A 24,368-nucleotide genomic window follows, 5' to 3' on the forward strand; every position below is an offset into this window, starting at 1 on the left:
GCCTTGAACGGTCTTAGCGAACTTGAGGCCCTGTCTAGTGCGGCCGCCGCCCTTCCGCCAAGGACCGTGCGCGAAATGACGCTGCCGCGGCTGTTGTTCTTCACCGATCCGGCGCGCGTTCCCGCTCCGGAGGCCGTGGCCGAGCGCCTACCGGCGGGGTCAGGGATCGTTTTTCGTGCTTTTGGCGCGTCAAACGCCGTCGAGCAGGGGCGACGATTGAAAGCGATCGCGAGCCAACATGGCCTGGTCCTGCTGGCCGGCGCTCACGCCAGCCTGGCCGAAGCAATCGACGCCGACGGGGTCCACCTGCCTGAGCGGATGGTCGCGAGCCTGCCGGGTCTGCGCGCGGAACACCCCCGCTACCTTATCACCACCGCCGCCCACGAGCTCGCCGCCGTCGAAATGGCAGAGCGGCTCGGCGCCGATGCGATCGTCGTGTCACCGGTCTTTCCGAGCAACAGCCCATCCGCCGGGGCGCCTCTCGGCCTCGACGGGTTGGCGCGGCTGGTGGTCGCGACGACGGTTCCTGTCTACGCCTTGGGCGGTATTGGGGCGCGTAACGCCACGTTGCTGATTGGCAGCGGCGTGGCCGGCCTCGCGGCGGTGGAAGCCTTAGCCAGCTGAACGCGCCAGTTCGCCCGATCAGAACTTGAAAGCGGTTTCCAGACGCACGCGCGGCGCAGGGTCGGATTGCTGCGCCTTGCGAGCCGCCAGGGCCGGATTGGTCTCACCCAGGGTGACCGCGCCACCGACACGGATCGACGGCGTCACCTTGAAATAGGCGCCCGCCTTGACGTCCTGGAGTTCCATTTCGCGGCTAGAGGGCTGATCCAGATCCAGCTTGAGACCCCAGCGCCCCTTCTTGGCGTCCCAACGCAGCGTGCGTTTGTCGTCCTGAGGATACTGGACGCCCGACGCGGCGCTGGTGAAATCGTTTTTGACGGTGAAATCGGGCGCGACCGCGTGGGGTTTGGCTTGGGCGAACGCCATCGTCGCCGATCCCGTCAGGATCAGCGCGGCCGATGCCGCCAAGAAGAAACGCGTCGCGACCATCGCTACTCGCCGCCTGTACTCTATTGTCCCCGCTCGCCCCTTGACGGAGCGGGCCCCTAGGTTGCGATTAAAGGCCTGCCTCAAACGCGGTCAACCAGCCTTTGGTCGCACCACCCTGCAGATTCCGCGATTCAATCGCCCCCTGTGGCCACGAGGTCACGCGATTCCTGTTTTGAGGCGGCGCAGCCATGCTATAGACCGGCTCCCGGCCGCGGGGGCGCGCCTGGACGCGCGAACAGCGTCGGCAAGACTTGGAGCGAGGTACTATGGCGTTTGAGCGTGGGTCTGTGATGCGCGGCGTCGCCGCGGGCGTCCTGGCTCTGTCGATGCTGGGCGTTACGGCGTGCGCCAGCAACAAGGCTCCCAAGACGTTCTCCGGGCAGGACGAAAAGACGGGCTTCAATCCTTTTAAGCGGTTGGGCGGCGGCGAGAAGGCTCCCGCCGACAAGGGGTCGATTGGCGTCAACGGCTATCTGTGGCGCGCCAGCCTCGACACCCTGGCCTTCATGCCGCTGGCTTCGGCCGATCCGTACGGCGGCGTCATCGTCACCGATTGGTACGTGAACCCCGAGACCCCGGCCGAGCGCTTCAAGGCCACGGTCTACATCCTCGACACCCGTCTCCGCGCCGATGGCCTGAATGTCACCGTGTTCAAGCAGAGCAAGGACATCAATGGCGCCTGGGTGGATGCTCCGGTCTCCGACCAGACCGCTGCGGATATCGAGAACGCGATCCTGACGCGCGCGCGCCAGCTCCGACTTTCGAACATCAACGGCTAAGGCCGAAGGGTCTCCCCGCCCGTGGCGCGGAGACCCCTCATTCTCCAATTTTTCGGCGCGCCTGGACCGCGAAACCGCTTATGACATCGCGGACGCTCTTCCCAGGAGCGCTTTTCGCCTATCAAGACGTGGTTTCCGATGGCCCGCTACAATCCCAAAGACACCGAACCCAAGTGGCGCGAAGCCTGGGCGAAGGCCGACGTCTTTAAGACCGGCGACATCAAGGACGGCCGTCCGAAATACTACGTGCTCGAGATGTTCCCGTACCCGTCGGGCCGCATCCATATGGGCCACGTGCGCAACTACGCCATGGGCGACGTCGTGGCCCGCTACAAGCGCGCCCAGGGCTTCAACGTGCTGCACCCGATGGGCTGGGACGCCTTCGGCATGCCGGCTGAGAACGCGGCCATGGAACGTGGCGTCCACCCCAAGGGCTGGACTTACGACAACATCGCCGCCATGCGCGAGCAGCTGAAATCGCTGGGCATCTCGGTCGACTGGTCGCGCGAGTTCGCCACCTGCGACCCGGAATACTACGGCAAGCAGCAGGCCTGGTTCCTGCGCCTGCTGAAGCGCGGCCTGGTCTATCGCAAGGAGGCCTCGGTCAACTGGGACCCGGTCGACATGACAGTGCTGGCCAACGAGCAGGTCATCGACGGCAAGGGCTGGCGCTCGGGCGCGACGGTCGAAAAGCGCAAGCTGACCCAGTGGTTCCTGCGGATTACAGACTACGCCGACGCCCTGATCGACGGCCTGAAGACTCTGGACCGCTGGCCCGACAAGGTTCGTCTGATGCAGGAGAACTGGATCGGTCGCTCCAAGGGCCTGCGCTTCAAGTTCCAGTTCGACGGCGAGGCGCCCGACGGCATGGCCGAAGGGCTGGAGGTCTACACCACCCGTCCCGACACCCTGTTCGGCGCCAGCTTCGTCGGCATCGCGCCCGAGCACCCGCTGGCCGAGCAGCTGGCGGTCGAGAACCCGCAGATCCAGCAGTTCATCGCCGACTGCCGAAAGGGCGGGACCTCGGAAGCCGAGATCGAGAGCGCCGAGAAGCTGGGCTACGACACCGGCCTGCGGGTCAAGCACCCCTTGGACCCATCGATCACCCTGCCCGTCTGGATCGCCAACTTCATCCTGATGGACTACGGCACCGGCGCGATCTTCGCCTGCCCCGCCCACGACCAGCGCGATCTGGACTTCGCCCGCAAGTACGACCTGCCGGTCAAGCCGGTGGTGCTGCCCAACGGCGAGGACCCCGCGACGTTTACGGTCGGCAAGGAGGCCTATGTCGGCCCCGGCAAGATCTTCAATTCGAAGTTCCTGGACGGGATGGACGTCGAGACCGCCAAGGCCGAGGCCGTGTCGCGGATCGAGGCCACCGGCCAGGGCCAGGGCGCGACCGTCTACCGCCTGCGTGACTGGGGGGTCTCGCGCCAGCGCTACTGGGGTTGCCCGATCCCCGTGATCCACTGCCAGGCCTGCGGCGTCGTACCTGTGCCGGAAGATCAGCTGCCGGTGGCCCTGCCTGAGGACGTCACCTTCGACAAGCCGGGCAACCCGCTGCTGCGTCATCCGACCTGGCGCCACACGGCCTGCCCATCGTGCGGCGGTGCGGCTGAGCGTGAAACCGACACTCTGGACACCTTCATCGATTCTAGCTGGTACTTCGCCCGCTTCGCCGACACGGGAGCCGCCGAACCTGTCGGCAAGGAAGCCGCCGATCATTGGCTGCCCGTCGATCAGTATATCGGCGGTGTCGAGCATGCGATCCTGCACCTGCTGTACGCCCGCTTCATAACCCGAGCCCTGAAGGACGAAGGTCTGCTGTCGGTTGAGGAACCGTTCGCGGGTCTGTTCACCCAGGGCATGGTGACCCACGAGGCCTACAAGAACGAGGCCGGCGAGTGGGTCGAACCCTCCGACGTGGTCATCAAGGTCGAGGGCAACAGCCGTTCGGCCACACACGCCAAGACCGGCGCGCCGATCATCATCGGCGACATCGAAAAGATGTCGAAGTCCAAGAAGAACGTCGTCGCCCCCGAGGATATCTTCGAGGCCTACGGCGTCGACAGCGCGCGCCTGTTCGTGATGTCCGACAGCCCGCCCGAGCGGGACGTCCAATGGACCAACGCCGGCGTCGAAGGCTCCTGGCGCTTCACGCACCGTCTGTGGAACGAGTTCGACAGCCAGCCGGCAGGCGACTTCGCCCATGACGCCAGCGACGAGGCCGCCTTGGCCCTGCGCAAGGCGGCCCACAAGCTGATCGGATTTGTCACCGACAGCATCGAGGGCTTCCGCTTCAACAGCGGCGTGGCGCGTCTGTACGAGTTCCTGAACGCCCTCAAGGCCGCCCCGGTGGAAGGCGCATCGGAAGCTGTTCTGGCCGCCCGCGCGGAAGCCCTGAACATCCTGGCCCGCCTGGTGGCGCCGTTCACGCCGCACCTGGCCGAGGAAGCCTGGGCCAAGATCGGCGGCGAAGGCATGGTCGTGAACGCGCCCTGGCCCAAGGCCGATCCGGCCCTGGCCGCGGATGACGAGCGCGTCCTGCCCATCCAGATCAACGGCAAGCGTCGCGGCGAGATCAAGGTCAAAGCCGGCGCTCCGGAGGACGAAGTGACCAAAATCGCTCTGGCGGATCCGAACGTCATGGCCCACCTTGAGGGCCTCACGGTCCGCAAGGTGATCGTGGTGAAAGACCGTATCGTCAATATCGTGGCCAATTGAGACCCCAAGCGATGAAGCGCACTCTGGCGGCGGCCGCTCTGGCCTTTTCGACGATGGCTCTGTCGGCCTGCGCCGGCTTCACGCCTCTCTACGGCCGTCCGGGCGTCGAGGGCGGGCTTTCCAGCATCGAAACGGTCGCAGCAGAGGGTCGTGGCGGCTATCTGCTACGCGAGCAGCTCGACGACGCCCTGGCGCACCGTCCAGGCTCCACGGCCGCCTACAAGCTCTACTTCTCGGTCAATGAGCAGCGCTTCGCCCGCGGCGTCCGCCTGGACAATGTCGCCAACCGCTACGAGTTGCGCATGAGTGTCGACTGGCGGCTCCTGGACGCCAAGACCGGCGGCGAGGTCCACAAGGGCCGCACGGACGTCTCGGTGACCTACGACTCGGCCGACCAGCCCTATGCCGCCATCGCCGCCCAGCAGGACGGCCAGGAGCGCGCCGCCGCCGAGGCCGCACGCAAGATACAGCTGGATCTCGCCACCTGGCTGGCGGGAAAGAAGCCGGCCTAAACCCTATGATCCTGTCCAAGCGTCCGGACGTCGAACGCTTCCTCAGGGAGCCGACCCCGGACATCCGGGCCGTGGTGATTTACGGCAAGGATCGGGGCGTGGTGCGGGACCGGGCGAACGCCCTGGCGCGGCGCGTGGTCGAGCGCCCGGACGATCCCTTCGACACCGCTCAGCTGACTGACGGCGATCTCGACGCCGATCCCGCCAAGCTGGAGGACGAACTCTCGGCCATGTCGCTGATGGGCGGTCGTCGCTTGGTGCGTCTGCGACTCTCCGGCGACAAAGCCGGTCCGGACAAGCAGGCCGCCGAGGCGCTGACCCGACACGTCGAAGGCCAACTGAACCCCGACGCTTTTTTCCTGGTCGAGGCCGGCGCTCTGGGGCGGGACTCCCAGCTCCGCAAGGTCGGCGAAAAGGCCAGCGGCTGCGCCGTCATCCCCTGCTATGAGGATGAAGCCGGCGACCTGGCGCGCCTGACCCGAGACACCCTGGCCAGCGACAAGGTGAGTCTCAACAGCGAAGCCTTGGAGCTTTTCGTTTCCCGCCTGCCCAAGGAGCGAGGTGTCGCCCGCGCCGAAATTGAGCGCTTGGCGCTATATCTTGGCCCCGGCAGCGGTATCAACGCCACCGCCGCCGATCTGACCGACTTCCTCGGCGTCGAACCGGAAGCCTCGCTCAGCGACGCCGCCGCTGATGCGTTCGGGGGCAAGGTGGGCGCGGCGCAGCAGGCCCTGCGGCGTGCTGCGGCCGAGGGTGAAGGCGGTCCGGCGGCCGTGCGGGCCATGGGCTACTATCTGGGTCGCCTGCGTCGCGTTCTGACCCTGCACAAGAACGGCGTCGATCTGCAGGCTGCGGCCAAGGCCGCCGGTGTCTTCTGGAAACAGGAGCGCGAATTCCTGCGTCAGGCGCGCGCCTGGAACCTGGAGGCCATCCTGGAGATTCAGGGCGAAATCCTGATCGCGGATCGGGCCTGCAAGACGTCAGGCTCGCCCGACCAACTGATCGCCGAACGCCTGGCCCTGATGATCGCCGGGCGCGCGCGACGATTGGGGCTGTAGGGTCTCAAGACCGCTCGGCAGCGGAAAATACAAGCCATTGCGCCGCTGTGGATGCTTTTCAGGAAAGCCTTATCGCACAACCGCTTGTGGCCAATATCGCCCGAAAGCGCCCTGCTCTCACGAAAACGACGCCTCCCCAGGTACGGAAAGACGCCGCTTGGCGCGCGACAGAGGCAATTTTGAAAAGGTGTTTTTGCACCGGTAAACCGGGCGATCGCACCCTTTTAGGTGCGCCTGATCAGATTCCCCGCGTCAGGCGGTTACAGAGGTCGTCGAGCTGCTCGAGCGTCGCGTAGGTGATGGTCAACGTGCCGGTCGCGCCGCGATGGTCGATCGAGACGTCCAGTCCCAGAACTGACGACAGATCGGCCTCAAGCGCCTGAGTGTCGGTGTCCTTCACGCGCGGCGGGCGGCCGCCCTTGCTCTTCCCCGCCGCGCTCGGGTTCGGCGCTTTGCGGGCCAGAGCCTCGGTCTCTCGAACCGACAACCCGCCCTCGATGATCTGCTTGGCCAGCGCCACCGGGTCGGCGGCGGCGGCGATGGCGCGGGCGTGGCCGGCGGTGAGCTCGCCGCTGACAAGGTAGGACTGCACCTCGTCCGGTAGGGCCAGCAGGCGCATGGTGTTGGCCACGTGGCTGCGGCTCTTGCCGATGGTCTGGGCGATGTTCTCCTGGGTGCGCTCGAACTTCTCCATCAACATCTTGTAGGAGAGCGCCTCTTCCAGGACGTTGAGGTCTGCCCGCTGGACGTTTTCGATGATGCCGATTTCCAGCACCGCCAGATCGTCGAGTTCGCGGACCATGATGGGCACGGTCTTGAGGCCGGCGCGCTGAGCCGCGCGCCAGCGGCGCTCGCCGGCGACGATCTGGTATTCCCCGGCCGTGTCGGGCGACGGGCGCACCAGGATCGGCTGCAGGACGCCCTTCTCGCGGATCGAGTTCGAGAGGTCTTCGAGGTCTTCTTCGCGGAAGGTCCGGCGGGGCTGGTCAGGATTGCGCTTCAGGATCTCAATGGGCGCTTCCCGAGATCCTCCCAGTTGTTCGCCCGGGGCCTGAGCCGGCGCGGCGTCGACCTCGCCCAGTAGGGCCGAAAGCCCCCGCCCCAGACCACGACGCCCTTCGGACATACCGGGCTCTCCCACCACGACGGACTCCATCATAAACTCAGTCAAGCTACGGTTCTTATCGTTTGGACTTAAGCGGCCTTCGCCTGGCGATCCCGCTCGCGGCTGATCACCTCGCGGGCCAGCTTGAGATAGGCCTGACTGCCGGCGCATTTGAGGTCGTAGAGCAGCACAGGCTTGCCGAACGACGGAGCCTCCGAGACGCGGACATTGCGCGGGATCACCGCGTCATAGACCTTGTCGCCGAAGTGCGCGCGCACGTCCTTGGCGACCTGCTCCGACAAGCTGTTGCGGCGGTCGTACATGGTCAGCACAACCCCTTGAATCTCAAGGCGCGGATTAAGGCTCCCGCGCACGCGCTCGATCGTCCGCATCAGCTGCGTCAGGCCTTCTAGGGCGAAGAACTCGCACTGCAGGGGCACGAACACCGCGTCGGCGGCGGTCATGGCATTGACGGTCAGAACGTTCAGCGACGGCGGGCAATCGATCAGCACATAGGTGTAGGGACCGTTGGCGCGGATGGCTTCGAGGGCGTCTCGCAGGCGGTAGGACCGGCGAGCGGTTTGACCCAGCTCGATCTCGACCCCCGACAGGTCAGCGTCGGCCGGTATGACGTCCAGGCCTGGGAGCTCGGTCTTCACCGCTGCGTCGACCACCGGGGCCTCGCCCATCAGCACGTCGTACAGCGTCGTGCGCCGTTGTGTGCGGCCAATACCCAGCCCCGTGGAACAGTTGCCCTGCGGATCGGCGTCGATCAGCAGCACGCGTTCGCCGCAGGCAGCCAAGGCTGTGCCCAGGTTGATCGCGGTGGTGGTCTTGCCAACCCCACCCTTCTGATTGGCGATAGCCAGGACGCGGAGAGGATTAGCGGACACGGGAAAGCCTCTTCACTTGAACGATGCGACCACGGGGGTCGCTTTGACTGGTGTTCAGATCAGCGTCGAACGTCCAGACCTTGCGCGCCTCGGCGAGCTCCGTTTCGACATCCTGCCCCTTGAGGAAGAGCCCGACGGCCCCTCTGCGCAGATAGGGCTCGGCGAAGCCGAGCAGCTTTGTCATCGGCGCGCAGGCGCGGGCCGTGACGATCTCGACCTTGAGCTTCAAGTCCTCGGCCCGGGCGTTATGAATTTCGACGGGCAGGTCGAGATTCTTCGCCACGACCTCAAGGAAGCGGCACCGTTTGGTCATCGACTCGACCAGATGCACCTTGGCCCCGGCCCTACCCTTCAGAAGTATGGCCAGGACGACGCCAGGCAGACCCGCGCCGGCTCCAAGATCCGCCCAGGTGATCGCCTGCGGCGCCAACGGGATCAGTTGGGCGCTGTCGAGAGCGTGGCGGGTCCAGTAGGTCGCGATGGTGAGAGGCCCCACCAGATTCATGACCTCGTTCCATTCGGCCAGTAGGGTCTGGAAGCGCTCCAGCTCTTCGATCTGGGCGTCGGTGGCGCCAACCAGGGCCTGAAAGCTGCTGGCGTCCAGAACGGTCTCAGGCGCAAGGGCGAGCTCAGGCTGCACGGCCGCGCCTCACGTGAGCGAGCAGCGCCGTCAAGGCGCCGGGTGTGACACCCTCGATCCGAGCCGCTTGGCCCAAGGTCAGCGGACGCACGCGCGCCAGCTTTTCCCGGACCTCGTTCGATAGACTGCCGATCTCGTTGTAGTCGAGATCGGCCGGCAGGCGCAGGTCCTCGTCCTTGCGAAGGGATTCAGCGTCGGCCCGCTGGCGATCCAGATAGCCGGCATAGGCGGCTTCGATTTCGATCTGCTCGCGCACGTCGGCGTTCCACGTGAAAACCTCTGGCCAGATCCGGCCGAGGTCATCGAGTGTCACGTCGGGATAGGCCAGCATGGCGAAGACGTCCCGGCGGACACCATCGCTATTCACCTTAAAACCGGCCTTGACCGCCTCGTTCGGCGTCAGCGTCACAGAGCGAGCGAAGTTACGCGCGGCGTCGAGACATGATTTCTTCTCGGCCCACGCCGCCGCTCTGACAGGTCCTACGACGCCAAGCGCGATCCCGCGATCGGTCAAGCGCTGGTCGGCGTTGTCCGCGCGCAGAGTCAAGCGGAACTCGGCTCGGCTAGTGAACATCCGATAGGGCTCGGTGACGCCACGGGTGACGAGATCGTCGATCATCACGCCGATATAGGCCTCATCGCGCGCAAAGATCGTGGGCTCCCGGCCTTGGACCGCCAAGGCGGCGTTGAGACCAGCGAGCAAGCCCTGGGCGCCCGCCTCCTCATAGCCGGTCGTGCCGTTGATCTGCCCTGCCAGATAGAGACCCGGCAAACGCTTGGTCTCCAGGGTCGGATACAGCTCGCGCGGATCGACATAGTCGTACTCGATGGCGTAGCCGTAGCGGATCACCTCGACCTGCTCGAGGCCCGGAATAGTGCGTAGGAACAGCAGCTGGGTCTCCTCGGAGACCGAAGTCGAGATCCCGTTCGGATAGACGGTGTCGTCGTCCAGGCCTTCCGGCTCCAGGAAGATCTGGTGGCTGGTCTTGTCGGCGAAGCGGACGACCTTGTCCTCGATCGAGGGGCAATAGCGCGGACCGACACCCGTGGCGCGGCCGCTATAAACTAAGGACTCACCGATCCGCTCGGCAATGATCCGATGGGTCTCTTCGGTGGTATAGGTCACGCCGCAGGCGATCTGAGGCACGTCGATCTTGTCGTTCAGATACGAGAACGGCACGGGCGTATCGTCGGCCGCCTGGCTCTCAAGGCGGTCCCAGGCGATGGTCTTGCCGTCCAGACGCGCGGGCGTCCCGGTCTTCAGCCGCCCCATCTGGAACCCCAGACCATACAGCCGATCCGAAAGGCCGATCGCTGGCTGATCGCCGACACGGCCCGCCGGAATACGGTCCTCACCCCGATGAATGACGCCTTTCAGGAAGGTGCCGGTCGTCAGGATCACGCGGGGCGCGCGATAGGCCTGGCCGTTTGCGTCCAGCGCGCCAGCCACCTTGCCGTTCTCGACAATCAGGTCCTCGGCGGCGGCGGCGATGATGTCGAGGTTTCCCGTGGAAAACAGCTCTGCCTGCATCGCCTCGCGATAGAGCTTGCGATCGATCTGAGACCGCGGGCCACGCACGGCCGGGCCCTTGGAGCGGTTCAGCATCCGAAACTGGATGCCCGCCTTGTCGGCCATGCGGCCCATGACACCGTCCAGGGCGTCGATCTCGCGTACAAGATGTCCCTTGCCCAAGCCGCCGATGGCCGGGTTGCAGGACATTTCGCCGATGGTTTCCAGCTTATGGGTCAGCAGAAGCGTACGTGCGCCGGTACGCGCCGCAGCGGCCGCCGCCTCGCAGCCGGCGTGACCGCCGCCGATGACAATGACATCCCAAGACTTGGACAAGACGCTCGCCTCAATGCGAACGCCCCCGGGCTTGAGCGGGGGCGCTGGACTCGATCTATACGCCAATCACGTGAGCGGGTCGATGTGACTCATCGGCGTTTCACGTGAAACACCCCCGCCACAGCTGTGAGCGCGCTGTGGACAACATGGGGGATTCCACGTGAAACATCACTTACCGATACAGAAGGTCGAAAAGACCCGACCCAGAACGTCTTCGGGATCGATGCGTCCAGAGATCTTTTCCAGGGCGCGCGCTGCGAGACGCACATCCTCTGCGGCGAGCTCGACCTCTAGCCCGATGTCGGACAGGGGCCGCTCAAGGTAGCCTTTAGCCTCCAACAACCGTTCGGCGTGGCGCAGTCGCGTCGCGGCCGGAAACTCCGCGCCTGACAGCGCCTCGGCCACGTGGGATGCGAGCGTCTCCCGGAGGCCGGCGGCGCCGTCCCCGGACCTGGCCGTCAGGCGCAGGACCGATAGCCCCTGCGCCGTCCAGTAGTCGGCGACGGCGGTCAAGCTGGCCGCGTCTGCGATGTCGGCCTTGTTCAGGATTAGCCAGTCCCCGGCGCGAATGACGTCAGGGCGATGCTCCGCCTGTTTCACGTGAAAACCGTCCACGACCCACAGACGCAGATCCGCAACCTCTGCCCAGGCCTTGGCTCGCCGAACCCCCTCGGCCTCGATCGCATCGGAAGTTTCCCGTAGCCCCGCCGTGTCCGCGAGCAGCACCTTATAGCCGCCCAACACCAGCGGAACCTCGATGACATCCCGCGTCGTTCCCGCAACGTCGGTGACGATGGCGGCGTCCCGCTCAGCCAGGCCGTTGAGGAGCGTGCTCTTGCCTGCGTTGGGTGCGCCGACCAGCGCAATTCTGAACCCGTCCCGCACGCGCCGCCCCCGGGAAACATCCAAAAGCGCCGCGTTCAGTTCAGTGTTGAGCTGACGAAGGCCTGGCCGGGCGCGTTCTGCAACTTCTTCCGGAAGATCCTCATCCGGGAAGTCGACCGCCGCCTCCAGCATCGCCAAGGCCTGAACCAGCAAGTCACGCCAACGCTCGTATCGCCGGCTAAGAGCACCCCCAACTTGCCCTAGCGCCTGTCGCCTCTGGGCTTCGGTCTCCGCATCGATCAGATCGGCCACGCCCTCAGCCTGGGCCAGATCCAGCTTTCCGTTCTCGAACGCTCGCCTTGTGAACTCCCCAGGCTCCGCCAAGCGCGCGCCTAGATCCGAGAGCGCACCGAGCAAGGCTTCCACCACCGCCCGGCCGCCATGCACGTGAAACTCGACGCTGTCTTCACCGGTATAGCTGGCGGGCCCTTCGAAACGCAGCACCAGCGCCTCGTCCAACGCCACGCCATCCTTCTTCAACGTTCGAACGGCGGCTAGCCGCGGCGGCGGCAAGCGCCCACACAGGGCTGCCGCGATCTCAGTAGACCTGGAGCCCGACACCCGCACCACCGCGACTGCGGCGCGCCCGGCCGCCGTGGCCAACGCGAAGATCGTATCCGTCATGCCCTCAGTCGCGCTTCGTTGCTGCGCCGCCAGCCGCCGCGCCAGCCGCCGCCGTCATCAGCTTCCGGAACGACTCTTGGGCCCCGGCCCCGAAAGCCATCCAGTTTTTCATCAGCTCCTCGGGCGCCAGCATGGCCATGTTGGCGTCCATACGGTTCTGCATCTCCTTGACCAGATGCTCGTTCAGTGCGCTCACATCCGGCAGGCCCAGGAAGGCGCGAGCCTCGATCGGCGTGCAATCAATCTCGATGGTCATCTTCATCACAGGTTCCCTTCGGTCAGGGCACGATTTTGTTATGGGGCAAGCCCGGCGGGTCAGGGTAGAGCGCTTCGGTCGAAAGTCACATTGGTCCTGTAGACAAGGACCCGAAAGCGACGGAGAGCCCCGATGAGCGAGACCCTCACGATCAATACCCCGGATGGCGCCTTCTCGGCCTACGTGGCGCGCCCAAAGGCCCCGAGCGCGCCGGCCATCGTCGTGATCCAGGAGATCTTCGGCGTGAACAAGGTCATGCGCGACATCTGCGACGGCCTGGCGGCCCAAGGCTTCGTGGCTATCTGCCCCGACCTCTTCTGGCGGATCGAGCCCGGGATCGACATCACCGACCAGAGCGAAGCCGAATGGAAGCGGGCGTTCGAGCTCTTCAACGCGTTCGACGTGGACGCCGGCGTTTCGGACATCGCCGCGACCATCTCCGCAGCCCGCAAGCTGGACGGCGTCAATGGCAAGGTTGGCGCGGTCGGCTACTGCCTTGGCGGACTGCTGGCGTTCCTGACCGCCACCCGCACAGACATCGACGCCGCCGTCTCCTACTACGGCGTCGGAATTGAACAGCGCGTGGGAGAGGCCGAGAAGCTGAACCACCCTCTCATGATGCACATCGCCGAGAAGGATCAGTTCGTCCCGCCCGAGGCGCAGCAGGTGATCCTCAATGCGCTGAAGGATCACCCGCAGATCGAGATCCATACCTACGAAGGTCGCGACCATGCCTTCGCCCGCGAGGGCGGCGCGCACTATGACGCGACGGACGCGGCCAAGGCGAATGGCCGCAGCCTGACGTTCTTCCAGAAGGCGCTGGCCTGATGCTGGCGGTCCAAGCCGTGAGGACCGGCGGACCAGAGGTACTGGAGGTCGTCGACCTTCCCCTGCCCTCGCCCGGTCCGGGTCAGATCCTCGTGCGCCATCAAGCCGTGGGTCTGAACTATATCGATACCTATCACCGCTCAGGCCTGTACCCCGTGAAAACACCGCTGGTGATCGGGCTCGAGGCGGCCGGCGTTGTCGAAGCCGTCGGTGAAGGCGTCACGCGGTTTGAGACCGGCGATCGGGTGGCCTATAACGGAACCATGGGCGCCTATGCCGAGGCCGCTCTCGTTCCTGCCGATCGCGCCGTCAGGGTCCCCGACAGCATCGGTCTGGATGTCGCAGCGGCCGCATTGCTGAAAGGCATGACCGCAGAATTCCTGGTCCGGCGATGTTTCCACGTGAAACAGGGTGACTGGGTCCTCGTCCATGCGGCGGCTGGCGGTGTCGGCCAGATTCTCTTGCAATGGTGCAAGGCTTTGGGCGCGACCGTCGTGGCCACGGTCGGGTCGGAGGCCAAGGCCGCCATCGCCCGGGGTCTCAGCGCGGATCACGTAATTGACTACAGCCATGAAGATGTCGCTAGCCGCGTCGCCGAGCTCACCGCCGGCCGCGGGGTCGCGGTTGTCTATGACGGCGTCGGCAAGGACACTTGGGACGCCAGTCTGGCCAGCCTTGCCCGGCGCGGCGTGTTGGTGACGTTCGGCAATGCCTCGGGTCCTGCCCCCGCGTTCGCGCCCCTGGCCTTGGCGCCAAAGTCCGCCTTCGTCACCCGACCAAAGCTGTTCGACTATATCGTCACGACGCAGGAGCTCGACGAAAGCGCCGAAGCGCTGTTTGCCGTCATCGGTTCGGGCGAGGTCAAGATCGACATCGGTCAGACCTTCCCCCTCGTCCAGGCTCGTGCAGCGCACGAGGCCCTGGAGAGCCGTAAGACCGTGGGGGCCACACTGCTCATTCCGTAGGGCCTTACCGGTAAGACCCAACAAAAAAGGCGTCGGGTAACACCGGCGCCTTTTTCCGTTCTGGACGAGTCTGGTTGGACTCAGGTGTTCATCGACTGGAAGAAGTCGCCGTTCGTCTTCGACTGACGCAGCTTGTCCAGCAGGAACTCGATCGCGTCCGACGCGCCCATCGGGTTGAGGATCCGACGCAGGACATAGGTCTTCTGCAGCTGGTCGCGCGGCGTGATGAGCTCTTCCTTGCGGGTGCCGGACTTGAGCACGTCGATGGCGGGGAAGATGCGCTTGTCGGCTACCTTGCGGTCCAGGACGATTTCTGAGTTACCGGTGCCCTTGAACTCTTCGAAGATGACTTCATCCATCCGGCTGCCGGTATCGATCAGAGCCGTGGCGATGATCGACAGCGAACCGCCCTCCTCGACATTGCGCGCCGCGCCGAAGAAACGCTTCGGACGCTGCAGGGCGTTGGCGTCGACACCGCCGGTCAACACCTTGCCCGACGACGGGACCGTGGTGTTGTAGGCGCGACCCAGACGGGTGACCGAGTCCAGCAGGATGACGACGTCGCGCTTGTGCTCGACCAGGCGCTTGGCCTTCTCGATAACCATCTCGGCCACCTGGACGTGGCGGGTCGCCGGTTCGTCGAAGGTCGAGGCGATCACCTCGCCCTTCACCGTACGCTGCATGTCGGTGACTTCTTCCGGACGCTCGTCGATCAGCAGGACGATCAGGTAGCACTCGGGGTGGTTGGTCTCGATCGACTTGGCGATGTTCTGCAGCATAACCGTCTTACCGACGCGCGGCGGGGCGACGATCAGGCAGCGCTGGCCCTTGCCCAGCGGCGCGACGATGTCGATGACCCGGCCCGAGCGATCCTTCACGGTCGGATCCGGCAGCTCCATGTTCAGGCGCTCTTCGGGATAAAGCGGCGTCAGGTTGTCGAAGTGCACCTTGTGGCGCACGTTGTCTGGGCTCTCGAAATTGATCTTGGTGACGCTGGTCAGAGCGAAGTAGCGCTCGCCTTCGCGCGGCGAGCGGATCGCGCCCTCGACGCTGTCGCCGGTGCGCAGGCCATACTTCCGGATCTGTGACGGCGACACATAGATGTCGTCCGGACCCGGAAGATAGTTGGCTTCCGGCGAGCGCAGGAAGCCGAAGCCGTCCTGCAGCACTTCCATGGTGCCAGAACCGGAGATCTCCACGCCTTCCTCGGCGAGGGTCTTCAGGATCGCGAACATCATGTCCTGCTTGCGCATGGAGTTGGCGTTCTCGACCTCGAAGGTCTCGGCGAACGCCAGCAGGTCGGCCGGAGACTTCTCCTTCAGCTCCTGCAGAGACATGGACTTCAGGCCGAGGGCCGCGACGGCGTCAGCGATGCTGGAGCCCTCGTCCTCGCCCTCACCTTCGACGCCGGTCTCGGCGGCGTCTACTGACGCTTCGGTCGTAACGTCGGCCGTGTCGGCGACGATGTCCTCCAGGGTCGCCTCTTCGGCGGCCGGGATCTGGTTTTCGGTGTCTTCGGTCATGATTAGACTCAAGAAAGGGCGCGGTCCCCTAGGCGGAGTCCGGCCGGTAGAATGGCGATGGTCACATCCGGCGGAGCGGACATGCGCGTCTGTTGACGACGACGCGGATCGTTCGGGGAACGGACTTGCGGCGGGATCGCTCGCGGGCGCGCCAGGACGGGCGCCAATCCGTGGGAGAATATGGCCCGGCGAGCGCCGAACCGACTGGGGATGCAAACCACGCGGACGGCGGCGGGTCAAGCGCCGCCGCCGAAAGCTTAGTGGTTGAGGTATTTCGTCGTCGCCGAGATCACGATGACGATCGCCAGAACAAAGGGGATCTCGTTGACCATCCGCCAGAATTTCTCAGGCCGGACGTTCTCACCCCGCTCGAACTTCTTGCGCGAAGCCGAGAGAAATCCGTGGAAGCCGTACAGCCCGACCAGCGCCGCCAGCTTGGCGACCATCCACGGCTGCAGCAAGAAATCCCAGCCGCGAATCTGCGAGTCGGCGAGGATCAGGCCCAGGCCAAAAACCGCCGTGGCGATCGAGGCCGGGTTGATGATGCCCTTCAGGAGACGACGCTCCATCACCTTGAAGGTCTCGTCCATCTCCGAGCCCGGCGCGGCCTTGGTGTGATAGACGAACAGGCGCGGCAGATAGAGCATACCGGCCATGAAGGCGATGACGGCGAGGATGTGCAGCCCGCGCACCAGGTTAAAGTGCGCCACTAGGAAATCCATCACGCCAGCGCTCCTTCCCGGCAAGGACACTTAGACCACTCCGGTCCGCAACGCCAACCGCAGGCCGAAGCCGTCGTACCGGCCTTGCTGTCGACCGCTGCTCGAACCGCTTTGGCCAGCCCGTCGATGAAGGCGGGCGCCGTGCCCAAAGCGGCGACGCGCAGATAGGGCGACGCACCGACCTCTTCGGCCAGCTCGGCATATTCGTGATCAAGCTCGACCAAGGTCTCGACATGCTCGGAGACGAAGGCGATCGGGGTGATCATCACCCCCTTCCCTTCCGCGCCGGCGCGACGAATCTCATCGTCAGTCGACGGCCCGATCCACTTCAGGGGACCCACTCGGCTCTGGTAGCAGACGGTCCACTCAATCTGTGACGGCAGATGCGCGGCGACCGCAGCAGCAGTCGCCTCCACCTGCTTCTGGTAAGGGTCCCCGGCCAGGATCACCTTTTCTGGCAGACCATGGGCGGAGAACAGCAGCCGCACGTTCGTTGGTGAGCCCGCCTTCTCCCAGCTTTCCCGAGCCATCCGGGCATGGGCCTCAATCAAACCGGCCTCAGTCGGATAGCAGCCCACCGTGGTCTGAACGCCCGAACCCTTGTAGGCCTTCTTCCATGCCTTCAGCGACGAGCCCGTCGTGGTGGTGGAGAACTGCGGATAAAGTGGTAGCAACACCACCTGGTCCGGCGCGAAAGCCGCGACCTGACGCGCGGTCTCACCGGTCAGCGGATGCCAGTAACGCATGGCGATGAAGCACTTGGCCTCGACGCCCGGCATCGCCGTCGCCAGAGCGGCTTCCAGCGCACGCGCCTGTTTTTCCGTTTCCGGCAGCAAAGGCGAACCGCCGCCCATGATGGCGTAGTTGGCCTTGGCGGACTTTTCACGCGTGGTCGAAATCAGCGCCGCGAGCGGATACCGGATCAGCGCCGGAGCGCCGATGATCGCGGGATCGCGGAACAGGTTGAACAGAAACGGCCGCACGGCGTCGGGGCCATCGGGCCCGCCGAGATTGAAAAGAACGACGGCGAGCTTCTGACTCACTTGGCCACCTTCTGTCCGGTCACCCGCTCCAGCACGGCCTCGACATGGGCGATCGGCGTATCGGGCAGGATGCCGTGGCCCAGATTGAAGATATAGGGACCCTGGTTCCACTGCTCGAGCATTTCATCGACGCGCTTGAGCAGCGCATCTCCGCCGGCCCGGAGCAGCAACGGATCAAGCGCGCCCTGGATGGTCTTGGTCTTCTGGATCGTCTGACCGAGCTTGGCTGAGGCCGAGGTGTCCAGCGCCACGGCCTGCACCGGCGTCTTGGCGGCGTAGTCCTCGACCAAGGTTCCGGCGCCGCGCGGGAAACCAATGACCGGGACGGTGACACCGCGAGCCCGCAGGCCTTCGACAATACGGATGTGCGGCTGGGTGACGAGACGATCGAACAGCGGTTCCGACAAGCCCTCCGCCCAGCTCTCGAACAGCTTCAGGGCCTGGGCGCCTGCGTCGACCTGCATGGCCAGGTAGTCAATCGTTGCGTCGACCAGCACCTGGATCAAGGCGTCCAGCGTCTCCGGGTTCTGGTAGGCGAAGGTCCGCGCGCCACTGCGATCGCTGGAACCCTTCTCGATCATATAGGTCGCGACGGTCCACGGCGCGCCGGCGAAGCCGATCAAGGCCTTCTCCGGATCAAGCGCCGAGCGAACCCGGGTCAGCGTCTCCCCGACGAGCGAAAGGGCCTTACCTGCTTCCCCGGCCTTTTCGGCCATGGACTCGACGGACGGCATGTCTCCGAGCTTGGGACCCTCGCCAGCTTCGAACCAGACCTTTTGGCCCAGTGCGCCAGGGATCAGCAGGATGTCCGCGAACACGATCGAAGCGTCGAACGGAAACCGCCGCATCGGTTGCAGCGTGACCTCGGCCGCTTTCTCAGGATCAAAGCAGAAGCTGATGAAGTCCGGCGCCGTGGCGCGCACCGCCCGGTACTCCGGCAGATATCGGCCAGCCTGGCGCATGAACCAGACCGGAGGGTTCGCATGCCTTTGCCCCTCCAGCGCGGAGAGAAATTTCGGAGTGTGCTCAGAGGTCGGAGAAGAAGACGTCATGGCTCGGGTTAAAGCCCGGCGCGGGCTTCGGCTCAAGCCCGGACGTCCCTTAAGATTTTTCTAACATATCTTAATAAGAAATTAAGATTGAAGGAGGGGGCGGAAGGGCAACTGCAAAGCGGGGAAAACGCCTGGCAGGCGAGTGACTCGCACACCTCGTCCCGGGTTTCCCCCAGCGCTCCCCACAGGGGGTTAAGGCTCTGTTAATCATGGGGATGAACGGGCAAGCGCCTTGAAGACCTTAATGAATTCTTAACGTCGTGACGGCCTAAAAACACCCCTCGCCGAACTCTTCCCGCGCTTCTGGACAAGCCAGATTCAGAGTTCAGGGGGTGCGGGGCGGGCCTGGGGATGTTAGGCGAGCAATGCGACCGTTGATCACAGCGGCGCCGTGTCACGACGTCATCGGGGCTGCTTGGCGCCCGGGCGTCCCCAGAGGCAGGGCAAGTGGTTAAGCAACCGTTAACGGATGATCCACAGGAGAGTCTGGCGCAGGGCGAGGGCGAAAGGCTGCCGCCCCGTTTCGCCACCTACTTCCATATCCACCTAGTTTCGGACTCCACCGGCGAAACCCTCAACGCAATGGCGCGGGCGGTCTGCGCACGCTTCACCGACATCCTGCCGATTGAACACATCTACGCTCTGGTGCGATCCACGCGCCAATTGGACCGCGCGCTTGAAGAGATCGCCGGCGCGCCGGGCGTGGTGATGCATACGATTGTCGATCCGGGATTGCGAACGGCGCTTGAGGAGGGGTGCCGCAAGCTGGAAATGCCCTGCATCGCCGCGCTGGATCCGGTGATCAGCGCCATGTCCCGGTATCTGGGCGCCCGGATTTCGACACGGGTCGGCGCTCAGCATGCGCTGACAAACGACTATTTCGACCGGATCGAAGCTCTCGACTACGCCATCGCTCATGATGACGGCCAGGGCGGCCAGGATCTGACCCAGGCCGACGTCATCCTGGTGGGTGTCTCTCGCACGTCCAAGACCCCGACCTGCATCTACCTGGCCCACCGAGGCGTGCGCGCCGCCAATGTGCCGCTGGTCCCCGGCCGACCGCCGCCCGAGGAACTGTTCACGCTGAAGAACACCCTGATCGTCGGCCTGATCACCTCGCCCGACCGACTGATCCAGATTCGTCGCAACCGCCTACTCTCGCTGAAAGAGAACCGCGAAAGCGACTATGTCGACGCCGATGCGGTCCGTCAGGAAATCATCGCCGCGCGCCGCCTGTTCGAGCGCCAGAACTGGCCAGTCATCGACATCACGCGGCGCTCGGTGGAAGAGACGGCGGCGGCGGTGATCAACCTTCTGTCCGCAGGTCGTGGCAAGGTCGAGGTCTTGGGATGAGCCCCATACCGATCACGCTCGCCTCCCAAAGTTCGGCGCGCCAGATGATCCTGCGAAACGCCGGCGTGACCTTCGACGCGGTCAGTCCCGGCGTGGACGAGGATGCGGCCAAGGCCGGACTTCTGGCCGAGACGGTGACCCCGCGCGACATCGCCGACGCGCTCGCCGAGATGAAAGCGGTTAAGGTTTCGACCAAGCGATCTGGCCTTGTCATCGGCGCCGACCAGACCCTCGATCTGAACGGCCGGCTGATCGATAAGGCCGTTTCGTTGGCCGAGGCCCGGGCGCGCCTGCTCGAGCTTCGCGGAACCACCCACAAGCTGCACTCGGCCGTGGTCGTCGCGCGCGACGGCCAGCCGATCTGGCGAGTGGTCGAAAGCGCGAAGCTGTCGGTGCGGCCGTTCAGCGAAGCCTGGCTAGACGAATATATAGAGCGTCGCGGCGAAGCCCTGCTCTGGTCGGTGGGCTGCTACGAGCTGGAGGGCGAGGGCGTTCAGCTCTTCGACAAGATCGAGGGCGACTATTTCACGATCCTGGGCCTGCCGCTGATCGGCCTGCTGGATTTCCTGCGTCTTCATGGAGCCCTGCCGGCATGAGCAATTCCCTCACAGGCGCGGCGATTGTCGGCGGAGTCTGCGGCCAGCCGATCAAGCATTCGATGAGCCCGGTCATCCATAACGCCTGGATCGCCGCTGCCGGCCTCGACGCGGCCTATGTGCCGTTCGCGCCGACCGCCAACCGGTTCGAGACCTTCGTCGACGGACTGCGGGGCGGAGTCGTGCGCGGCGTCAACGTCACCATCCCCTTCAAGGAGAGAGCCCTGGCGGTCGCCGACACCGCCAGCGACCTGGCGCGAATGGCCGGAGCCGCCAACCTCCTGCTCTTCGATGCCGAGGGCCGTGTCCACGCCGACAACACCGACGGCCCTGGTCTGCTGGGCGCGATCGCCATTCAGGCGCCAGGTTTCGATGTCACTGCCGCGCCGGTGGTCATTCTCGGCGCGGGCGGCGCGGCGCGGGGCGCGGTGGCGGCCCTGCTGCTGGCCGGCGCGCCGCAGGTGTCGGTCGTGAACCGCACCGTGGCGCGAGCCCAGGACTTGGCCGACGCGTTCGGGGAGAAGGTCCTCGCCCACGGCGAAGACGCCCTTCCCGCCCTGCTGCCGGAGGCCGGCCTGGTGATCAACGCGACCTCGCTGGGTCTGGGCGGCGGCGCGGGTCCCGCAGCCGACCTGACCTTGACCCCCAAGACCGCCGTCGTGATGGACATGGTCTACAAGCCGCTGCGGACCGAGTTCCTGCGCCGCGCCGAGGCGGCGGGACGCCGGACGGTCGACGGCCTGGAAATGCTTTTGAGGCAGGCGATCCCAACCTTTGAGGCGATCTACGGCCAGGCCCCCTCCCCTACGGTCGATGTCCGGGCCCTGGCGCTCAAGCTGTTGGGAGAAGCCTGACATGCTGATCCTGGGTCTGACCGGTTCGATCGGCATGGGCAAATCGACCACCTCGAAGATGTTCCAGGACGAAGGCGTGCCGGTCTACGACTCGGACGCCGCCGTCCACGCGCTCTACGCTGCGGGCGGGGCGGCGGTGGAGCCGGTCGAGACGGCCTTTCCCGGCGTCGTCGTCAATGGCGCGATCGATCGCGCCAAGCTCAGCGCGCGCGTGGTCGGCGATCCCGAGGCGCTGGCCAAGCTGGAGACCATCGTCCACCCGCTGGTCGGCGCTCACCGGATCGGCTTTTTCGAGAAGGCCAAGGCCGAGGGCCATGACATCGTGGTCCTGGATGTCCCACTGCTGTTCGAAACAGGCGGCGAAAAGCGCGTCGACAAGGTGGTGGTTGTTTCGGCTCCGGCTGAGGTTCAGCGCGAGCGGGTCCTGGCCCGCCCGGAAATGACGCCCGAGAAATTCGAGGCGATCCTGGCGCGCCAGACACCAGACGCTGAAAAGCGCGCGCGCGCGGACTTCGTCATCGATACGGGGCAAGGTCTAGACCACGCGCGTCAGCAGGTCCGCGACCTTCTGACTCTGTTGAGAACCGCTCCGTCGGCTTGAAGCGGGCCGCGAACGGCTTCATGGAAGAGGCATGGCCCGCGAGATCATCCTCGATACCGAAACGACCGGCTTCGATCCGAAGACCGGTGACCGCCTGGTCGAAATCGGCTGCATCGAAGTGGTCGACTTCATGCCCACGGGTCGCTCGTTCCATGAGTACTGCGACCCGCTCCGCGACATGCCGGCCGAGGCCGAAAAGGTCCACGGCCTCTCCAGCGCCTTCCTGACCGGGAAGCCCAAGTTTCACGAAATCGCCGATCGCTTTCTGGATTTTGTCGGCGACAGCGTTGTGGTGGCCCACAATGCCGCGTTCGACCGCCAGTTCGTCAATTTCGAGCTGGAGAAATGTGGCAAGGCGCCGATCCACGAGGAGCGTTGGGTCGACACGCTGGCTATGGCCAAGAAGCGCTTTCCGGGCATGTATAACTCGCTCGATGCGCTCTGTAAGCGGTTCAAGATCAGCCTGGAGAGCCGCGACAAGCACGGCGCCCTGATCGACGCCCATCTGCTGGCCGAGGTCTATCTCGAGCTGCAGGGCGGCAAGGAGCGCGCGCTGGAACTGACCCACTCGGTCGGCGCCCTGGCGGTCTCCGCCGCAGTCCAGGGGGCCTATGGCGCGCGGCCAAGGCCCTTGGCGCCGCGTTCCACGGACGTCGAACGCGAGGTCCACGCCGCCTGGGTTCGCAAGAACCTGAAGGACAAGGCCCTCTGGATCCAGTTTGGCGTCGTCGTGGCCGAGGGATAAGGCGCTCTTTCAAATCCCGGAAGGATTTCGAGCGTTCACGTCGGACCTTGACGCCGCGCGGGGGCTCCCCAACACCGATGGCCTCTCTATAACTGCGCCGGCTGAAGCAGGAGAATGAGATGGCCCAGTTCCAGACCCTGATCGTCGAGGCGCCGGAGAGCGCGCTGGGCGTCACCTTGATCCGACTGAACCGGCCCGAGGCGCTGAATGCGCTCAACACCACCCTGCTGAGCGAGTTGGCGGAGGCCTTGGCGGCGGCCGAGGCCGATGACGGTGTGGGCTGCATCGTTCTGACCGGCTCAAGCAAGGCCTTCGCCGCCGGCGCCGACATCAAGGAGATGTCGGACAAGAGCTACGCCCAGATGTTCAAGGCGGACTTCTTCACCGCCGGCGCGCGTGCGATCGAGCAGTGCCGTAAGCCGATCATCGCCGCAGTGTCTGGTTACGCGCTCGGGGGCGGCTGCGAACTGGCCATGATGTGCGACTTCATCCTGGCCGCCGACACCGCCAAGTTCGGCCAGCCGGAGATCAATCTGGGCGTCGCCCCCGGCATCGGCGGCACCCAGCGCCTGACGCGCTTTGTGGGCAAGTCCAAGGCCATGGACATGATCCTGACCGGTCGGATGATGGATGCGCAGGAAGCCGAGCGCTCGGGCTTGGTGTCCCGCATCTTTCCGGCCGAAAGCCTGGTCGACGAAGCCCTCGGGATCGCTGCCAAGATCGCCAGCCAGTCGCCGCTCGCGGTAGCGATGAACAAGGAACTGGTCGAGGCCGCTTATGAAACCACCTTGACCACGGGTGTGGCCCTGGAGCGCCGACTGTTCCATTCGCTTTTCGCGTTCGAGGACCAGAAGGAAGGCATGACAGCCTTCGTCGAGAAGCGTAAACCGGCCTTCAAGGGCGCTTGATCCGGATCAGCAACGAAGACGGTGAAGCGGCCTCGGGAATCCTGCCTGTGGACCGTTGACCCAGGCCAGCGCTTCCCGTATATCCGCGCGCTCACATTTCCACCTGCTTCGCGGCCGCCCGCGCGGCTGTCCGTTTGAAGGTCCAACCCATGGCCAATAATCCCGGCGCCAAGAAGGCGATCCGCAAGATCGCTCGCCGCACCGAAGTCAACACCGCCCGCCGCTCGCGCGTGCGCACCTTCCTGCGCAAGTTCGAAGACGCGATCGCCAAGGGTGACGTCGCCGTCGCCAAGGCCGCTTTCGTCGAGGCTCAATCCGAGCTGATGCGCGCGGTTTCGAAGGGCGTCGTCCACCCGAACACGGGCTCGCGCAAGGTTTCGCGCCTGGCGGCTCGCCTGAAGAAGCTGGACAAGGCAGCCGCCTAGTACAGTTATTGGACGAACCCAGTTCATCCAATCTTTTCAAAAGTTTACAAAGGCCGATCAGGGAGACCTGGTCGGCTTTTGCTTTGAATCCAACGCGCTATTCCTGACGTAGCAATCTGTGATCAGAGTAGTCGAAGTCGCTATTCCCTTGCGGGGCGAGGGCCTCTCGCGAGTCAACAGAAATATCCGCGATCGGACGCAAGTTTTCCGTTTGACCGGCCCGGGCCGCTGGCTAGTTTAAGGGTCTCAGCGCTCTTCCAGTCTTGGACAAAACAAGGCGGCGGCGGACCCATCGTGTTCGCCGAGTAAGAACCTGTGTGCGTTGAGAAAAAACGGTCGCGCGCCATGGGGGGCGGCGGCTGAGGTATGCGGCGATTG

The 24,368-nt window shown here is 65.0% G+C and carries 25 protein-coding genes; 14 read left to right on the top strand and 11 right to left on the bottom strand.

Going from position 1 to position 24,368, the window contains the following annotated elements:
- Window positions 1–3 precede the first annotated feature (3 nt).
- Window positions 4–624, top strand: a complete 621-nt coding sequence (locus CSW63_RS23130; protein WP_231737519.1) for a thiamine phosphate synthase — start codon at window positions 4–6, stop codon at window positions 622–624.
- 18 nt (window positions 625–642) lie between these two features.
- On the opposite strand, the gene CSW63_RS23135 is transcribed toward CSW63_RS23130, so the two are convergent.
- Window positions 643–1,053, bottom strand: a complete 411-nt coding sequence (locus tag CSW63_RS23135; RefSeq protein WP_062097419.1) for an NtrZ family periplasmic regulatory protein — start codon at window positions 1,051–1,053, stop codon at window positions 643–645.
- A 251-nt stretch (window positions 1,054–1,304) separates the two neighbouring features.
- Here CSW63_RS23135 and CSW63_RS23140 point away from each other — a divergent pair, with 251 nt between their 5' ends.
- From CSW63_RS23140 to holA, 4 genes are all read left to right on the top strand, one after another.
- On the top strand, window positions 1,305–1,832 hold the full coding sequence (locus CSW63_RS23140) for a DUF3576 domain-containing protein (RefSeq protein ID WP_168193723.1): 528 nt from the start codon (window positions 1,305–1,307) through the stop codon (window positions 1,830–1,832).
- 138 nt (window positions 1,833–1,970) lie between these two features.
- On the top strand, window positions 1,971–4,556 hold the full coding sequence (gene leuS, locus CSW63_RS23145) for a leucine--tRNA ligase (RefSeq protein WP_062097423.1): 2,586 nt from the start codon (window positions 1,971–1,973) through the stop codon (window positions 4,554–4,556).
- A gap of 11 nt (window positions 4,557–4,567) precedes the next feature.
- The gene (gene lptE / locus CSW63_RS23150) at window positions 4,568–5,068 is read left to right on the top strand and encodes an LPS assembly lipoprotein LptE (protein WP_062097425.1); all 501 of its coding nucleotides are present in this window, start codon (window positions 4,568–4,570) and stop codon (window positions 5,066–5,068) included.
- Between the two features lie 5 nt (window positions 5,069–5,073).
- Window positions 5,074–6,126, top strand: a complete 1,053-nt coding sequence (gene holA / locus CSW63_RS23155; RefSeq protein WP_062097427.1) for a DNA polymerase III subunit delta — start codon at window positions 5,074–5,076, stop codon at window positions 6,124–6,126.
- 238 nt (window positions 6,127–6,364) lie between these two features.
- Here holA and CSW63_RS23160 read toward each other — a convergent pair whose 3' ends face one another.
- The 6 genes from CSW63_RS23160 to CSW63_RS23185 all read right to left on the bottom strand — a co-directional run bounded on the left by CSW63_RS23160 (window position 6,365) and on the right by CSW63_RS23185 (window position 12,381).
- The gene (locus CSW63_RS23160; RefSeq protein ID WP_062097589.1) at window positions 6,365–7,282 is read right to left on the bottom strand and encodes a ParB/RepB/Spo0J family partition protein; all 918 of its coding nucleotides are present in this window, start codon (window positions 7,280–7,282) and stop codon (window positions 6,365–6,367) included.
- A gap of 38 nt (window positions 7,283–7,320) precedes the next feature.
- Window positions 7,321–8,124, bottom strand: a complete 804-nt coding sequence (locus tag CSW63_RS23165) for a ParA family protein (protein WP_010921580.1) — start codon at window positions 8,122–8,124, stop codon at window positions 7,321–7,323.
- Window positions 8,114–8,764: a 16S rRNA (guanine(527)-N(7))-methyltransferase RsmG gene (rsmG, locus tag CSW63_RS23170; protein ID WP_062097429.1), complete on the bottom strand. Its 651-nt coding sequence runs from the start codon at window positions 8,762–8,764 to the stop codon at window positions 8,114–8,116. The genes CSW63_RS23165 and rsmG overlap by 11 nt, the downstream gene beginning before the upstream one ends.
- A complete protein-coding gene (gene mnmG / locus CSW63_RS23175) occupies window positions 8,754–10,610 on the bottom strand; it encodes a tRNA uridine-5-carboxymethylaminomethyl(34) synthesis enzyme MnmG (protein WP_168193724.1) in 1,857 nt (618 codons plus the stop codon). The genes rsmG and mnmG overlap by 11 nt, the downstream gene beginning before the upstream one ends.
- Before the next feature lie 168 nt (window positions 10,611–10,778).
- A complete protein-coding gene (gene mnmE, locus CSW63_RS23180) occupies window positions 10,779–12,119 on the bottom strand; it encodes a tRNA uridine-5-carboxymethylaminomethyl(34) synthesis GTPase MnmE (protein WP_099502929.1) in 1,341 nt (446 codons plus the stop codon).
- 4 nt (window positions 12,120–12,123) lie between these two features.
- The gene (locus CSW63_RS23185) at window positions 12,124–12,381 is read right to left on the bottom strand and encodes a DUF6489 family protein (RefSeq protein WP_062097434.1); all 258 of its coding nucleotides are present in this window, start codon (window positions 12,379–12,381) and stop codon (window positions 12,124–12,126) included.
- 126 nt (window positions 12,382–12,507) lie between these two features.
- Between CSW63_RS23185 and CSW63_RS23190 the strand changes: the two genes are divergently transcribed.
- Together CSW63_RS23190 and CSW63_RS23195 are read left to right on the top strand one after the other, a co-directional pair.
- Window positions 12,508–13,203 (top strand): dienelactone hydrolase family protein, encoded by a 696-nt coding sequence (locus CSW63_RS23190; protein WP_062097435.1) that lies wholly within the window; start codon window positions 12,508–12,510, stop codon window positions 13,201–13,203.
- Entirely contained in the window at window positions 13,203–14,168 is a 966-nt protein-coding gene (locus CSW63_RS23195; protein ID WP_062097436.1) for a quinone oxidoreductase, read from the top strand. The genes CSW63_RS23190 and CSW63_RS23195 overlap by 1 nt, the downstream gene beginning before the upstream one ends.
- An 80-nt stretch (window positions 14,169–14,248) precedes the next feature.
- On the opposite strand, the gene rho is transcribed toward CSW63_RS23195, so the two are convergent.
- The 4 genes from rho to hemE form a co-directional block, all read right to left on the bottom strand.
- Window positions 14,249–15,691 (bottom strand): transcription termination factor Rho, encoded by a 1,443-nt coding sequence (rho, locus tag CSW63_RS23200; RefSeq protein WP_062097437.1) that lies wholly within the window; start codon window positions 15,689–15,691, stop codon window positions 14,249–14,251.
- A gap of 257 nt (window positions 15,692–15,948) precedes the next feature.
- Entirely contained in the window at window positions 15,949–16,413 is a 465-nt protein-coding gene (locus CSW63_RS23205) for a CopD family protein (RefSeq protein ID WP_062097438.1), read from the bottom strand.
- Entirely contained in the window at window positions 16,413–17,456 is a 1,044-nt protein-coding gene (hemH, locus tag CSW63_RS23210) for a ferrochelatase (protein ID WP_062097440.1), read from the bottom strand. Before hemH ends, CSW63_RS23205 begins: the two co-directional genes overlap by 1 nt.
- Window positions 17,453–18,508 (bottom strand): uroporphyrinogen decarboxylase, encoded by a 1,056-nt coding sequence (hemE, locus tag CSW63_RS23215; RefSeq protein ID WP_062097442.1) that lies wholly within the window; start codon window positions 18,506–18,508, stop codon window positions 17,453–17,455. The genes hemH and hemE overlap by 4 nt, the downstream gene beginning before the upstream one ends.
- A 447-nt stretch (window positions 18,509–18,955) precedes the next feature.
- On the opposite strand from hemE, the gene CSW63_RS23220 reads away from it, so the two are divergent.
- From CSW63_RS23220 to rpsT, 7 genes are all read left to right on the top strand, one after another.
- A complete protein-coding gene (locus tag CSW63_RS23220) occupies window positions 18,956–19,861 on the top strand; it encodes a pyruvate, water dikinase regulatory protein (RefSeq protein WP_062097444.1) in 906 nt (301 codons plus the stop codon).
- Window positions 19,858–20,457, top strand: coding sequence for a Maf family protein (locus CSW63_RS23225; protein ID WP_062097446.1), 600 nt, complete (start codon window positions 19,858–19,860; stop codon window positions 20,455–20,457). Before CSW63_RS23220 ends, CSW63_RS23225 begins: the two co-directional genes overlap by 4 nt.
- Window positions 20,454–21,311: a shikimate dehydrogenase gene (aroE, locus tag CSW63_RS23230; RefSeq protein WP_062097448.1), complete on the top strand. Its 858-nt coding sequence runs from the start codon at window positions 20,454–20,456 to the stop codon at window positions 21,309–21,311. Before CSW63_RS23225 ends, aroE begins: the two co-directional genes overlap by 4 nt.
- Window position 21,312: 1 nt before the next feature.
- Complete coding sequence (gene coaE, locus CSW63_RS23235) at window positions 21,313–21,912, top strand: dephospho-CoA kinase (RefSeq protein WP_062097450.1); 600 nt, start codon at window positions 21,313–21,315, stop codon at window positions 21,910–21,912.
- Between the two features lie 31 nt (window positions 21,913–21,943).
- Window positions 21,944–22,657, top strand: a complete 714-nt coding sequence (gene dnaQ / locus CSW63_RS23240; RefSeq protein WP_062097452.1) for a DNA polymerase III subunit epsilon — start codon at window positions 21,944–21,946, stop codon at window positions 22,655–22,657.
- Window positions 22,658–22,776: 119 nt separating this feature from the next.
- Window positions 22,777–23,565, top strand: a complete 789-nt coding sequence (locus tag CSW63_RS23245) for an enoyl-CoA hydratase (protein WP_062097454.1) — start codon at window positions 22,777–22,779, stop codon at window positions 23,563–23,565.
- A gap of 149 nt (window positions 23,566–23,714) precedes the next feature.
- Window positions 23,715–23,990 carry a 30S ribosomal protein S20 gene (gene rpsT / locus CSW63_RS23250; protein WP_004617408.1) on the top strand — a complete coding sequence of 92 codons (276 nt, stop codon included), beginning with the start codon at window positions 23,715–23,717 and terminating at the stop codon, window positions 23,988–23,990.
- Window positions 23,991–24,368 lie beyond the last annotated feature (378 nt).

The sequence above is a fragment of the Caulobacter sp. FWC26 genome (genome assembly GCF_002742645.2).
GTDB lineage: Bacteria > Pseudomonadota > Alphaproteobacteria > Caulobacterales > Caulobacteraceae > Caulobacter.

Excerpts from the sequence above, each read along its gene's own strand:
- CSW63_RS23160 (WP_062097589.1), bottom strand. The coding sequence starts at position 7,282 with ATGGAGTCCGTCGTGGTGGGAGAGCCCGGTATGTCCGAAGGGCGTCGT.
- CSW63_RS23205 (WP_062097438.1), bottom strand. The coding sequence starts at position 16,413 with ATGGATTTCCTAGTGGCGCACTTTAACCTGGTGCGCGGGCTGCACATC.
- CSW63_RS23185 (WP_062097434.1), bottom strand. The coding sequence starts at position 12,381 with ATGAAGATGACCATCGAGATTGATTGCACGCCGATCGAGGCTCGCGCC.
- hemE (WP_062097442.1), bottom strand. The coding sequence starts at position 18,508 with ATGACGTCTTCTTCTCCGACCTCTGAGCACACTCCGAAATTTCTCTCC.
- mnmE (WP_099502929.1), bottom strand. The coding sequence starts at position 12,119 with ATGACGGATACGATCTTCGCGTTGGCCACGGCGGCCGGGCGCGCCGCA.
- aroE (WP_062097448.1), top strand. The coding sequence starts at position 20,454 with ATGAGCAATTCCCTCACAGGCGCGGCGATTGTCGGCGGAGTCTGCGGC.
- rpsT (WP_004617408.1), top strand. The coding sequence starts at position 23,715 with ATGGCCAATAATCCCGGCGCCAAGAAGGCGATCCGCAAGATCGCTCGC.
- rho (WP_062097437.1), bottom strand. The coding sequence starts at position 15,691 with ATGACCGAAGACACCGAAAACCAGATCCCGGCCGCCGAAGAGGCGACC.
- holA (WP_062097427.1), top strand. The coding sequence starts at position 5,074 with ATGATCCTGTCCAAGCGTCCGGACGTCGAACGCTTCCTCAGGGAGCCG.
- coaE (WP_062097450.1), top strand. The coding sequence starts at position 21,313 with ATGCTGATCCTGGGTCTGACCGGTTCGATCGGCATGGGCAAATCGACC.
- CSW63_RS23190 (WP_062097435.1), top strand. The coding sequence starts at position 12,508 with ATGAGCGAGACCCTCACGATCAATACCCCGGATGGCGCCTTCTCGGCC.
- dnaQ (WP_062097452.1), top strand. The coding sequence starts at position 21,944 with ATGGCCCGCGAGATCATCCTCGATACCGAAACGACCGGCTTCGATCCG.
- CSW63_RS23225 (WP_062097446.1), top strand. The coding sequence starts at position 19,858 with ATGAGCCCCATACCGATCACGCTCGCCTCCCAAAGTTCGGCGCGCCAG.
- lptE (WP_062097425.1), top strand. The coding sequence starts at position 4,568 with ATGAAGCGCACTCTGGCGGCGGCCGCTCTGGCCTTTTCGACGATGGCT.
- leuS (WP_062097423.1), top strand. The coding sequence starts at position 1,971 with ATGGCCCGCTACAATCCCAAAGACACCGAACCCAAGTGGCGCGAAGCC.
- CSW63_RS23135 (WP_062097419.1), bottom strand. The coding sequence starts at position 1,053 with ATGGTCGCGACGCGTTTCTTCTTGGCGGCATCGGCCGCGCTGATCCTG.
- CSW63_RS23195 (WP_062097436.1), top strand. The coding sequence starts at position 13,203 with ATGCTGGCGGTCCAAGCCGTGAGGACCGGCGGACCAGAGGTACTGGAG.
- CSW63_RS23245 (WP_062097454.1), top strand. The coding sequence starts at position 22,777 with ATGGCCCAGTTCCAGACCCTGATCGTCGAGGCGCCGGAGAGCGCGCTG.